This window comes from Pseudomonas sp. B21_DOA, assembly GCA_030544685.1.
GTDB lineage: Bacteria > Pseudomonadota > Gammaproteobacteria > Pseudomonadales > Pseudomonadaceae > Aquipseudomonas > Aquipseudomonas fluorescens_AO.
Genome location: CP086683.1, coordinates 4819485 through 4832309, shown reverse-complemented (window position 1 = coordinate 4832309; position 12825 = coordinate 4819485). Strand labels below are relative to the sequence as shown.

The window sequence follows — 12825 nt, the reverse complement described above, 5'->3', positions numbered from 1 at the left end:
TTTTATAGGTCTTGTAGTGGTGCGCTGACGCGACGGGCGCCGAGCACACCGGTGACGATGACATACGTTAGCGCGGCAGCGGCAATGCCTACCAGCGGCGCGACCCAGGGCGAGCTGAACGCGGCGATGGTGCCGATGCCGTAGGCCCCGAGCCCCGGCCAGTTGAACGCCGGCAACCGTGCGTCGGCCAGACGCGGATAGTGGCCGCGCCAGCGATAGAAAAAGTCAGCCATGATCACCCCGCCAATCGGCGGAATCACCGTGCCGAGCAGAATCAGATACGGCACCAGCATGTCGTACATGCCGAGCAGGGCGAGCAGGGTGCCGATCACCGCGCCACCGAGGGTCACGGTTCTGCGCCGACCGGTCCGCAGCAGGTTGCAGCCGGCGACGGCGAAGTTGTAGATGGTGTTGTCCTGGGTGCTCCAGATGTTCAGCAGCAGCATGGCCATCGCGGCCATGGCGAAACCTTGCAACAGCAGCACTTCGACCACATCCGGTTGCTGATAGACGATCGCGCCATACGCGCCGATCAGTACCATCAGGCCGTTGCCGATGAAAAAACCGATCAGGCTGGCCAGCACCGCCACCTTTGCCGAGCGCGAAAATCGCGTCCAGTTGGTGGCTTGCGTCGCGCCGCTGACGAAGGTGCCGAACACCAGGGTGATCGCTGTCGACCAGTCCAGCGAACCGCTCGGCACTACGCTGAGCAATCCCTCGAAACCGCCGACTTTCACGGTCGCTGCCCACATCGACAGCATCAGCAGCAACAGCATCGCCGGCACCGCGATGTACGAGAGAATCTCCAGTCCGCGATAACCGATGTACGCCGTAGCGCAGAAACCCAGACCGAACAGCACCATCAGGACCAGCACGGTGGTTTCATCGAGATTGAAATACTTGCCGATCACCACCGCTGCCGTCGCCGTGCCCCAGGCGTACCAGCCGATCTGGGTGAAACCGAGGATCAGGTCGCTGAGCTTGCTGCCGACTTCGCCAAAACAGAAGCGGCCCATCAGCACCGAATTGAGGCCGCTCTTGAAGGCGATGTAACCCAGCCCTGCCGCGTACAGGCCGAGCAGCAGGTTGCCGACGATAATCACCGCCATCATCTCGGCAAAACCGAACGCGACCCCAGCTTGCCGCCGGCAAACATGGTCGCGGTGAAAAACGTGAAGCCGAGTAACACCATCGCCGTCGAGGCCAGGCCTTTGCGCGCGTGCATCGGCACTTCACTGAGCGGGTAATCGTTGCCGGAGGCGTTCTGCGTCATGGGGCAGTCCTTGCTGGAAGGGGAAGACACAGAAGGGTTGCAGCGGTCGTGCCAAGCGGCGCCGCGCCGGGTATGTATAGACGACACGGCGAAGTCAGGCGCGAAAACGGTGCACCCGAACACACCATGGCCCAGTCAGGGAGCGAGCCTGTTATGTGCATTGCAGATAATTCAGACTTGGCGCCGGACTCCTGTGGAGCGAGCCTGCTCGCGAATGCGGGGTGTCAGTCACCGAAAGATGGATTGATACGACGCCTTCGCGAGCAGGCTCGCTCCCACAAGGAAAAGGCATGCTGTTGGCTTAGAGAAAACGCAGCAGGGCGGCGACGATGGCTTCGGGTGCGTCTTCCTGGACGAGGTGGCCGGCATTGGCGATGGCGTGAAATTGCGCTCCGGGAACCATCTGCTGTAAGGCGCGGCCACGTTCGATGGGAATCCACTGATCCTCTTCGCCCCAGAGAATCTGCACCGGACAGCGAATCGTCGGGTACAGGCTTTCGGCTTCACGAGTAAAGCGCTCGTCCATCTGCGCGATCTGCCGGTAGAACGCCGCTTGCCCCGGATCGCCCAGCCAAGGCCGCACATACGGCGCCAGTTCATCATCGGCAATGTCACGGTGAATCGCGCCGCGAATATAGGTCGGCACGATGGCGCGCTGGATGTAATCGGGCAAGCCGCTGAACGCGGCTTCGTGTTGACGCACATGCTGCACGAATGCCGAACCCCACGGCGTCAAGGCGACCGGGTCGATCAGGGTCAGGCTGCGGTAATCCTTGCCATTGAGCAGGTGCGCGCGCAACACCGTGGCGCCGCCGAAATCATGAGCGACCACGTCCGGAGTTTGCAGATTCCAGTGATCAAGCAGTTGCGCCAGGAGTTCGTTCTGCACGCCGAGGGAGACGTCGGCGTCTGGCTGCGCGGACTGTCCGTAACCGAGCAGATCGAAAAAGTGCACTCGGTGCGTGGCGAAAAAGTGCAGGGCGATGCGGTGCCACACGTAAGACGAAAACGGCGTGCCATGCACGAACACCAGCGGCGGACCGTCACCGCGCACGGCATAACGCACTTGATGCCCATTGAAATCAAACACCTGATCCAGCAGCCAGTCCGTCATGGGCCTGTCCTCTTGGCGGGAGAACGGAAAGCATAGGCATAAAAAACAGCCGTAAAGGCTGTTTCTGTGGATCAACGCTGTCCCACTGAGCGAGCCTGCTCGCGAAGAGGGCGTGTCAGTCGATATCAATGTCGGCTGACCCACCGCTTTCGCGAGCAGGCTTGCTCCCACAGAGGTATTTGAGGGGCAGGCGTTATTCCCCGCGATAGATGCAGCCGCTGGTGCACGTCTCATGAATGCGGATCGCGCTGAGTTCCGGCAGCAATGGCTTCATTTCATTCCAGATGAATTTGGCCAGCACTTCGCTGGTCGGGTTTTCCAGGCCGGGAATGTCGTTCAGGTAGTTGTGGTCGAGACGCTCATACAGCGGCTTGAAAATCGCTTTGATCTCGGAGAAATCGCGAATCCAGCCAGTGTGCGGATCGAGGTCGCCGCTCAGGTGCAGCGCGACCTTGAACGAGTGACCGTGCAGGCGTCCGCACTTGTGGCCGTCCGGGACGTGCGGCAGGCGGTGGGCGGATTCGAAAGTAAATTCCTTGAAGATTTCCACAGTATTTTCGGCTCTGTTCAGATGGCGTTCGCCGCAGCGATTCGGGCAGGCGGCGAGTTTATCAGCTTGTCTTTGGCCGTGCTGACTAAAGGGTCAGCAAGCGCTCGGCGAGGCGACCGCTGGCCGTCAGTTCGAGGAATTCATCGCCCAGTCGGCGGCTCTCTTCCATCGCCGCGTGCCAGTATTTCTGCCGGCTCGGCGCATCGCCCATAAAGCGTTTGAAGTCATTACGATCGGGCAGTTTGCCGTAGGGCAGGCGGGCCAGATATTCCTTCGACGGCGCGACCAGCAGAACATCCTGCAAACGCTGCACCGAAGCGCGGCGCCAGGGCAGGGTCTTGTCGAACCAGCCGGGAATCACCCGATCGGTGAAATGCGGATAGAGCACGATGCCGTCGCCGCTGTAGGGCAGGTCGAGGTGGTAGTCGAGCAAGCCGCCGTCGCGGAACGTACCTGCGCCGGCGCCGGGCAAGTCGCGCACGCCTTCCATGACCATTGGGATCGATCCTGAAGCGAGCAGCGCCTGGCGCAGGTTGCCGGTATTGAGCGCAACGAAGCGCGAGGGGAAATCGGTCAAGGCATCAAGCGGCGGCGCCAGACGCGGATCGTGGATGATCAGCCGTTCGAAGTGCCGCGACAGCCGTGCACGGCCGCGCAGGTTGTCGGCGATTACCGAGCCCAACGCGAGACCGAGGCGCCCGCGATGGTCTTCGGCGAGACGGCCCTGGCTTTTCACCACCATGATGTTCAGACGGTACTCGGCGTTTTCAAGAATGCTCGCGTCGCGGCCGTCGAGCAGGTCATTGAGCATGCGCTGCGAGCTCTGGCTGATCTCGGCCATGGTCACGCCTTTGTTGAAGTTCTGCTCGGCGTACAGCTGGCCGAGGCGGCGAATGCCTTCGGCGGCGTCTGGCAGGCAGGCGCTGGCGAAGCGCCAGGAACCCACCGAGGCGCCGATCAGCGAACGCTCACGCGGCGCACTCGGCAGCCACTCGCCGAACAACGCCAGATCAAGCCCCTGAATCCCCAACGCCTTTGGCCCACCGGCCGCACCGGGCAGCGTGCCGACGTCTGCGGCGTGCAATCCCTGCGCACGAATCCGCGCCATGGCCCGCGGGCCGGCCTTGAGGGTGAGGGCGGGGAACTTGATGTGGATGGCGGTCATACCGGTCTCGATCGTTAGCAAGCTGGCGATTATAAGCACACCGCATAACCCTGTGGGAGCGGGCTTGCCCGCGATAGCGTCCTTTCAGTCACAGCGATGCAAGCTGTGCCGCCGCCTTCGCGGGCAAGCCCGCTCCCACAGAGTTATCCATCAGTCTGTGGTCCAGCGGAAAGGGCACAATGATGGCCATTCAGTTTCAGTTAAGTTGACCCCGCTATGGTGCCCACCTTAAGCAACCTATAAGAATTCGGAGACACCCATGAAAACCCTGACTGCCCTGACCACTGCCTCGATCCTCGGCCTTGGCGCCAACACTGCGCTGGCGCGCGATCTCGGGCCTGACGAGGCGCTTCGTTTGCGCGACGCTGGTACTATCGTCTCCTTCGAGAAGCTCAACGCCATCGCGCTGGAAAAACACCCCGGTTCGGAAATCACCGAGACCGAGCTGGAGGAAGAGTACGGCAAGTTCATTTACCAGATCGAACTGCGCGACCCGAAAGGGCTGAAGTGGGATCTGGAGTTGAACGCCGTCGATGGTGAAGTGCTCAGGGATCATCAGGATACGTAATGAAGCTGAATAGTCGCGCCACCCGCCTCACGGCGCTGGCGCTGGTGTTGTTGTGCAGTACGGCCATGGCCCGCGACCTCGATCAGGACGAGGCCCTGACCCTGCGTCGCGAGGGTGTGATCCTGCCGCTGGAGCAAGTGCTGCAGCAGGCCATGGATCGCTACCCCGGCGCCAAGCTGCTGGAAGTCGAGCTGGAAGAAAAACACGACGTGTACATTTACGAAGTTGAATTGCTGACGGTCGAAGGCGTGGCGCGCGAGCTGCACCTGAAGGCCGATACCGGCGAGTTAGTCAAAGACAAGGAAGATTGATCGATGCGTTTGCTTCTGGTGGAAGACCACGTACCGCTGGCCGACGAATTGCTCGCCGGCCTGCAACGCCAAGGCTACGCGGTGGATTGGCTGGCCGATGGTCGAGACGCGGTATATCAGGGCAGCAGCGAGCCCTATGACCTGATCATCCTCGACCTCGGCCTGCCCGGCGTGCCGGGGCTGGAGGTGTTGGCGCAGTGGCGCGCCGCCGGTCTGGCGATTCCGGTGCTGATTCTTACCGCGCGTGATTCCTGGGCCGAGCGCATTGAAGGGCTGAAGGCCGGCGCTGACGATTACCTGACCAAACCGTTTCACCCGGAAGAGCTGTATCTGCGCATTCAGTCGCTGTTGCGCCGCTCCAAGGGCCAGGCCAACCAGCCGACCCTGCAAGCCGCCGGCCTGCATCTGGACGAAGGTCGCCAGTGCGTGGTTCGCGACGGCGCCGATATCCAGCTGACTGCCGCTGAATTCCGTCTGCTGCGCTATTTCATGCTGCACCCCGAACAGATCCTCTCGAAAAGCCACCTCGCCGAACACCTCTACGACGGTGAAACCGAGCGTGACTCCAATGTCCTCGAAGTTCACGTCAATCACCTGCGGCGCAAGCTCGGCAAAAGCGTGATCGAAACCCGTCGTGGTCAGGGTTACCTGTTCGGCGGGCAAGCTTCATGAGGTCAATCCAGCGCCGTTTGAGCCTGGGTTTGATCAGTGTGATGGTGGTCGTCGGTCTGGTACTGGCGCAAACCAGCCTGTGGTTGTTCGAAGTCGGTTTGCAGCGCTACCTCGAAGCCGGCCTGCGCAACGACAGCGAAAGCCTGCTGGTGGCGCTGGTGCGCGGCCCACAAGGTTTGCAACTGGATGAGCGACATCTGTCGCCGGCCTATCAGCGGCCGTTTTCCGGGCACTACTTTCGTATCGATTTCTCCGACAGCCACTGGCGTTCGCGCTCGCTGTGGGATCAGGAGCTGCCGCTGCTGCCCTCCCGGGGCTGCACAGCAACCTGCAACTGGGCCCGGGCGGGCAACGCTTGCTGATATTGCGCTCGGACTATCGACGCCTGGGTCAGTCGATCTCGATCAGCGTCGCCCAGGATTACACGCCGGTCAGCGACAGTTTTCAGCGCATGCGTCAGATCGGCCTCGGCCTTGGGCTGGCGGCGTTGCTGTTGATCCTGTTCCTGCAACGCCTGACTGTGCGCCGCGCGCTGAAACCGCTGGAACGCGCGCGCGAACAGATCGCCCAGTTGCAACAGGGCCAGCGTTCACAACTCGACGATCAGGTGCCGGTAGAGCTGGAGCCGCTGGTGGCGCAGATCAACCATTTGCTCGCCCACACCGAAGACAGCCTCAAGCGTTCGCGCAATGCCCTTGGCAACCTCGGCCATGCGCTGAAAACCCCGCTGGCGGTGCTGCTGAGTCTGGCCTCCAGCGACAAGCTCGATGACCGTCCCGAGCTGCGCAGGATTCTCAAGGAACAACTGGAGCAGGTGCAGCAGCGCCTCAATCGTGAACTCAATCGGGCGCGGTTATCCGGGGATGCGCTGCCCGGCGCGTTGTTCGATTGTGATGCCGAGCTGCCGGGTTTGCTGGCGACCTTGAACATGATTCACGGCGAACATTTGGCCTTGAGCTACGTCGCACCGCCCGGGCTGCAGCTGCCGTGGGACCGTGAGGACTTGCTCGAACTGCTCGGCAACCTGCTCGACAACGCCTGCAAATGGGCCGACGCCGAGGTGCGCTTGAGTGTCATCGAACGGTCTGACGGCTTTGCCCTGAGCGTAGAAGATGACGGCCCGGGGATTCCCGAAGAGCAGCGTACCCAGGTGTTCAGCCGTGGCACGCGGCTGGATGAGCAGACCCATGGGCATGGGCTGGGATTGGGGATCGTGCGCGATATTGTCGATACGTGGGGTGGCTTGCTGGTGCTGGGAGAAAGCGAGTGGGGCGGATTGAAAGTGGTGATTGAACTACCTAAGCGCTAATTGCCAAAACACCCTACATCCCCTGTGGGAGCGAGCCTGCTCGCGAATGCAATCTGTCAGATAAATGTTCGCTGACTGATACGACGCTTTCGCGAGCAGGCTCGCTCCCACATTGGGTTTTGCGGTGGATTCTAGACCCGAAACTGATCCATCAACCGCTGCTGCTGATTCGCCAGGCTGTTGAGCGACTGGCTCACCCGCGCCGATTCATTCGCCTGTCCGGACAGCGACTCCGTCACATCGCGAATTGTCGCCACGTTGTTGTTGATCTCCTCGGCCACCGCGCTCTGCTCTTCGGCAGCGCTGGCGATTTGCAGGGTCATGTCGCTGATCACGGTCACTGCATCGCCGATCTGCCGCAGCGCGGTCACGGCCTGGCCAACCTGCTCGACACTGCCCTGAGCCTGACGATGGCTGTTGCCCATCGAGCCCACCACTTCCTGCGTGCCGTTCTGCAATTGCTCGATGACCTGGCGGGTTTCCTCCACCGACTCCTGAGTGCGGCGCGCAAGGTTGCGCACTTCGTCGGCAACCACGGCAAAACCTCGTCCGGCTTCACCGGCGCGAGCGGCTTCGATGGCGGCGTTGAGTGCGAGCAGGTTGGTCTGCTCGGCGATGGCGCGGATGGTTTCCAGCACCGTGCCGATCTTCTCGCTGTTCGCAGCCAGCCCTTCGACCTGAACCATCGCGGCGCTCATATCGGCGGCGAGGGTGTCGATGCTTGCGGTGGTGCGGTCGATCACGGTCAGGCCCTGACGGGTGGCGCGGTCGGCGTCCTTGGCGGCCTCGGCGGCTTGCGCGGCACTGCGCGCCACGTCCTGGGCGGTGGCGCTCATTTCGTGGGACGCGGTGGCGACCTGATCGACCTGGCGATATTGCTGCTCCATGCCAGCGCTGGTCTGAGTGGCGATGGCCGAAGACTGGTCAGCGGTGTTGCGCGCATCCTGCACCGAGCGTTTCACCTCGGCGATAACCGGTTGCAGCTTGTCGAGGAACTTGTTGAACCAACCGGCCAACTGGCCGAGCTCGTCCTGTTTGTCATAGGCCAGACGCCGGGTCAGGTCGCCTTCGCCGCTGGCGATGTCTTCAAGCATGTGCGCCACGCCGAGGATCGGTCTGGTCACGCTGCGCGCCATCAGCCACACCAGCAGCAAACCGATCAGCGCGGCGAGCAGGCCGAGGCTCAGTTCGATCAGCGTGCCCGAAGAGTTGCTCGCATCCAGTTGCTGCTTGAGCGCTTCGGCGCGGCTGACCAGGACTTTCTCCGGCACATCAAGCAGCACGCCCCACGCCGGTCCACCGGGAATTGGCTGGAACGGCGACAGCACTTTCAACTGGCCGTTGCTGTGCAGGCTGCTCACGCCAGTGCTCGCGGCGAGCAGGCGCAGCATTTCGCTGCCGCTGGCCTGATCCACCGCATCCAGACGCTGGCTGAGTTTGCCGGCATCCGGGCTGTAGCCGGCGAGCAGGCCGGCGGGGCTGACGATACTGACGGCGGTCTGGCCGTCATACAGCTTGCGGCTGGCGTTCTGGCTGATCGCTTGCAGGCTGTTGAGGTTGATGTCGACCGACAGCGAAGCGATGACTTTGCCGTTGACCTGCAGCGGAAAGACGATGCTGGTCATCAGCACTTTCTGGCCGTCGATGACATAGAAGTACGGCTCGATCACGCACGGTTTGAGCGTGGTGCGCGGGCAGGTGAACCAGGCGTTGGCGGCCTGACCGCTGGGGCCGGTGCTGGTGTCGCTCATGTCGCTTTCCGGCAGCGCCATCGAGGTGACTTTGCCCGGGGTCGGCTGCGACCAGTACAGGGCAAAGCGGCCCTTGTCGTTGCTGCCCAGCTCAGCCTGGTCGGCGAACAGTTCGTCCTTGCCGTCCAGTGCATTGGCTTCGAACACCAGCGACAGGCCAAGCAGGTCCGGGTTGGCTTGCAGCGCGGATTTGACCTGACGGGTCATGTCCTCGCGCAGGTCGAAAGCATCGAGGAAGCGCTTCTCGGCCTGCTCACGCAAAAACAGCACCTGCCGCGAGAAACCGTGGCCGTATTGATAGGCGTCCATGAATTGCTGGCGAATGCCGGCGGCCTGCACTTCACCTTGCGATTCAATCCGCGCCTGCGCCGACTCGGTGAGCATCTCCATGCTCGAGGCCTTGACCAGCGCCGAGCTGTGTTCCATGCGATACAGCGAAAGACCGACCAACAGGGTCACGATACCGGCCAGGCAGAGGCCGGCGAGCAGGGTGATTTTCCATTGGATGGAAAGTTGTCTGAGCGACATGGAAATATCCTTATCCGATAAATATCTGAGACTTTGCACTGTAGCGGCCGCGTTTCGGCTTTCTTTATGCGTGAGCGCAATATGACCGATTGCCGCATGCGGGGCCTGTGGTCCTGCAGTCCTGTGGCGAGGGGATTTATCCCCGTTCGGCTGCGAAGCAGTCGTGACACCTGCGTATAGGGTTGTTTCGAAGTTTGCCGGTGGCGGCTTCGCCACCCAACGGGGATAAATCCCTCGCCACAGGGCTTTGACACTGCCGCCACTCTGCGGCACAGTGCGCGCCCTCTAACAAGACCCTCTGTACACATCCGCCGGCCAATCCCGCGCGGACTCATCCTGTCTGGCGGTGTGTTTTCACCCGCAGTGTTTTTTGAGGTAGTGAAATGAATGCAGTCATAGCAGCCGTCGGCGTCATGCTGATCCTCAGCCTGTCGCGCGTGCATGTGGTGATCGCGCTGATCGTCGGGGCGCTGGTCGGTGGCCTGACCGGCGGTCTGGGCATCGACGCAACACTCAAGGCGTTCAACAGCGGCTTGGGCGGCGGCGCGACCGTGGCGTTGTCCTACGCTTTGCTCGGCGCGTTCGCCGTGGCGATTGCCAAGTCCGGCCTGGCCCATGCGCTGGCCGACAAGGCCCTGGCCATGGTGGATCGGCAGCATGCAACCGGCGGCGGTAACGTCAAATGGCTGCTGATCGGGCTGCTGTGGGTGGTGGCGATTGCCTCGCAGAACATCCTGCCGATCCACATCGCCTTCATTCCGCTGCTGGTGCCGCCACTTCTATATGTACTGACCAAGCTGCAACTCGATCGCCGTTTGATCGCCTGTGTCATGACCTTCGGCCTGATCACCCCGTACATGTTCCTGCCGGTGGGCTTCGGCAACATTTTCCTCAACGAAATCCTGCTGGCCAACGTCGCCCGCAGCGGCGTCGACATCAGCGGCATCAATGTCACCCATGCCATGGGCATTCCGGCGCTGGGCATGGTCTTCGGCCTGGCGATGGCGTTCATCAGCTATCGCAAGAAGCGCGTTTATGACTTGGCCAAAATCGAACAGGTCGAGCAGACGGCGGTGCAGTACAACCCGTTGAGCCTGATGATCGCCGGCGTGGCCATCGCTTCGGCATTTGTGGTGCAGTTGCTGCTGGACTCGATGATTATCGGCGCGCTGGTTGGGTTCCTGATTTTCTCGTTCTCCGGCATCGTCAAATGGCGCGAGACCGATGACCTGTTCACCGAAGGCATGAAAATGATGGCGATGATCGGCTTCATCATGATCGCCGCCTCAGGCTTTGCCGAAGTCATGAAGGCCACCGGGCAGGTGCAGACGCTGGTCGAATCGTCGGCGGCGTGGATCAATCACAGCAAAGGCGTGGGTGCCTTGTTGATGCTGCTGGTGGGCTTGCTGGTGACCATGGGCATCGGCTCGTCGTTTTCCACCGTGCCGATTCTAGCGGCGATCTTCGTGCCGCTGTGCATGCAACTGGGCTTCAGCCCGATCGCCATCGTCTGCATCGTCGGTACGGCCGGTGCGCTGGGCGATGCCGGATCGCCGGCCTCGGACTCGACCCTCGGCCCGACTTCGGGTCTGAACATCGACGGCCAGCATCACCACATCTGGGACACCGTCGTACCGACTTTCCTGCACTACAACCTGCCGCTGCTGGTGTTCGGCTGGGTTGCAGCGATGGTTCTCTAAACGCCCCACCAATCACTGTGGGAGCGAGCTTGCTCGCGAAAGCGGTGGATCAGTCGCAGTTGCAGCGACTGACACGACGCCTTCGCGAGCAAGCTCGCTCCCACAGAGGCCTGGGTATTTCCCGGACTCAACTTTTGCTCCGGCGTGCCGTTAAAGCCTTTAACCACGCCAACAAAATCAAAAGAGTGAGTCCCCCGATGCGCCTGAGTCTCAAGGCTAAAGTCCTGTCCCTTGCCGTTCTGCCGGTGCTGCTCTTTGCGCTGGTCATCAGCGTGACCACGCTGTTCATCCTCCAGGAACAGGCGCGCAAGGAGGTCGAACAGACCCGCGAGCGGCTGCTCAGCGACGCCAAGGCCACCCTGCAAAGTTACGTTGCCGTGGCCATGACCACGATCAAACCGCTGTATGACGCCGCCGCACCGGGCGACGACGCGGCGCGCGCCCAGGCAATCAAATTGCTCTCGGGCATCCGCTACGGCAAGGATGGCTACTTCTTCGGCTACGACTCCGAGACCGTGCGTCTGTTCAAGGCCAACGACCCCGACGGCGTGGGCAAAAGTTTCAAGGACAACCGCGACCCGAACGGCGTCTACGTCAACCTCGGCCTGGTCAAGGTGGCCAAGGACGGCACCCACTATCTGCAATACAGCTCGCCGCTGCCGGGCAACGCCAAGGTGCTGGTGCCGAAACTCGGCTACACCGAATACCTGCCGAAGTGGGACATGGCGGTGGGTACTTCGGTCAACCTCGACGGCATCGAAGCGCAAGTGGCGCAGGTCGAGGCGCAAGTGCAGGAGCGCGTGCAAGGCGTGGTGCTGAGCATTGTCGGCGTCGCGGTGCTGGTGCTGCTGGTGATCGCGGCGGCGGGCATGTTGCTGGCCAACACCATTCTGCGTCCGCTGACGCAAATGAAAGCCAGCCTCGACGACATCGCCGCTGGCGAGGGCGACCTGACCCGGCGCCTGAACATCACCAGCCAGGACGAACTCGGCGAACTGGCCGGCTCGTTCAACCGTTTCGTCGACAAGATCCACGGCCTGGTGCGGCAGATCACCGAGATGACCACGCAACTCACCGGGCTGGTCACCCAGGTCTCGGAACAGGCGCAGCGTTCCGATCAGGCCATGGAGCGTCAGCGTCACGAAACCGATCAGGTCGCCACGGCGATCAACGAAATGTCCGCCGCCGCCCAGGAAGTGGCGAAGAGCGCGCAGAACGCCGCCGTTGCCGCTCAACAGACCGACGAAGAAGGCCAAAGCGCCAAGCGTGTGGTCGCGGGCAGCATCAAGCAGATTCATGCATTGGTCGACGATATCCGCAACAGCGGCGTGTCGCTGGACAGCCTGCAGCAGGACGTCAGTTCGATCGTCGGCGTGCTTGGGGTGATCCGTTCGATTGCCGAGCAGACCAACCTGCTGGCGCTCAACGCCGCGATCGAAGCGGCACGCGCCGGTGAGGCCGGTCGTGGCTTTGCGGTGGTTGCGGACGAGGTGCGCGCACTGGCCAGCCGCACGCAGATCAGCACTCAGGAAATCCAGGGCATGATCGACCGCTTGCAGGCCGGCACGCAGCAGGCAGTTGAGGCCATGCGCCGTTCCAGCGAGGCTGGCGATGGTACTTCGCAGCAAGCCAATCAGGCCGGTGCATCGCTGGATGCCATGGCGCAGTTGATCGCCACGATCAACTCGATGAACGCGCAGATCGCCAGCGCAGCGGAAGAGCAGACGGCGGTGGCCGAAGAAATCAACCGCAGCGTGCATCAGATTGCCGTGGCGGTGGACAGCGTGGCCGATGAAACGCAACTGGGCGCGCAGACCTCGCGCAGTCTGGCGGAGCTGGGGCAGCGGTTGGGCAAGCTGGTCGGGCAGTTCCGTATCTGAAGAT

Annotated in this window: 9 protein-coding genes and 2 pseudogenes; 6 read left to right on the top strand and 5 right to left on the bottom strand. The window is 62.1% G+C overall.

Features of this window, described 5'->3' with window-relative positions:
- Positions 1 to 2: 2 nt before the first annotated feature.
- The 4 genes and pseudogenes from codB to LJU32_22245 form a co-directional block, all read right to left on the bottom strand.
- Positions 3 to 1273, bottom strand: a pseudogene (gene codB, locus LJU32_22260) (cytosine permease).
- Positions 1274 to 1574: 301 nt separating this feature from the next.
- Positions 1575 to 2387 (bottom strand): alpha/beta hydrolase, encoded by an 813-nt coding sequence (locus LJU32_22255; GenBank protein ID WKV88198.1) that lies wholly within the window; start codon positions 2385 to 2387, stop codon positions 1575 to 1577.
- 193 nt (positions 2388 to 2580) lie between these two features.
- The gene (gene queD, locus LJU32_22250) at positions 2581 to 2937 is read right to left on the bottom strand and encodes a 6-carboxytetrahydropterin synthase QueD (GenBank protein WKV88197.1); all 357 of its coding nucleotides are present in this window, start codon (positions 2935 to 2937) and stop codon (positions 2581 to 2583) included.
- Between the two features lie 85 nt (positions 2938 to 3022).
- Entirely contained in the window at positions 3023 to 4102 is a 1080-nt protein-coding gene (locus tag LJU32_22245) for a patatin-like phospholipase family protein (protein ID WKV88196.1), read from the bottom strand.
- A 259-nt stretch (positions 4103 to 4361) separates the two neighbouring features.
- Here LJU32_22245 and LJU32_22240 point away from each other — a divergent pair, with 259 nt between their 5' ends.
- The 4 genes and pseudogenes from LJU32_22240 (at position 4362) to LJU32_22225 (ending at position 6962) form a co-directional block, all read left to right on the top strand.
- Positions 4362 to 4670: a PepSY domain-containing protein gene (locus LJU32_22240; GenBank protein ID WKV88195.1), complete on the top strand. Its 309-nt coding sequence runs from the start codon at positions 4362 to 4364 to the stop codon at positions 4668 to 4670.
- On the top strand, positions 4670 to 4981 hold the full coding sequence (locus LJU32_22235) for a PepSY domain-containing protein (GenBank protein ID WKV88194.1): 312 nt from the start codon (positions 4670 to 4672) through the stop codon (positions 4979 to 4981). The genes LJU32_22240 and LJU32_22235 overlap by 1 nt, the downstream gene beginning before the upstream one ends.
- 3 nt (positions 4982 to 4984) lie before the next feature.
- Positions 4985 to 5653, top strand: coding sequence for a response regulator transcription factor (locus LJU32_22230; GenBank protein ID WKV88193.1), 669 nt, complete (start codon positions 4985 to 4987; stop codon positions 5651 to 5653).
- Positions 5650 to 6962 (top strand): annotated as a pseudogene (locus tag LJU32_22225) (sensor histidine kinase). The gene LJU32_22230 and the pseudogene LJU32_22225 overlap by 4 nt, the downstream one beginning before the upstream one ends.
- Before the next feature lie 131 nt (positions 6963 to 7093).
- On the opposite strand, the gene LJU32_22220 reads toward LJU32_22225, so the two are convergent.
- Entirely contained in the window at positions 7094 to 9241 is a 2148-nt protein-coding gene (locus tag LJU32_22220) for a methyl-accepting chemotaxis protein (GenBank protein ID WKV88192.1), read from the bottom strand.
- A gap of 383 nt (positions 9242 to 9624) precedes the next feature.
- On the opposite strand from LJU32_22220, the gene LJU32_22215 reads away from it, so the two are divergent.
- Positions 9625 to 10941 (top strand): sodium:proton antiporter, encoded by a 1317-nt coding sequence (locus LJU32_22215; GenBank protein WKV88191.1) that lies wholly within the window; start codon positions 9625 to 9627, stop codon positions 10939 to 10941.
- Between the two features lie 197 nt (positions 10942 to 11138).
- Complete coding sequence (locus tag LJU32_22210) at positions 11139 to 12821, top strand: methyl-accepting chemotaxis protein (protein WKV88190.1); 1683 nt, start codon at positions 11139 to 11141, stop codon at positions 12819 to 12821.
- The last annotated feature ends 4 nt before the right edge of the window (positions 12822 to 12825 follow it).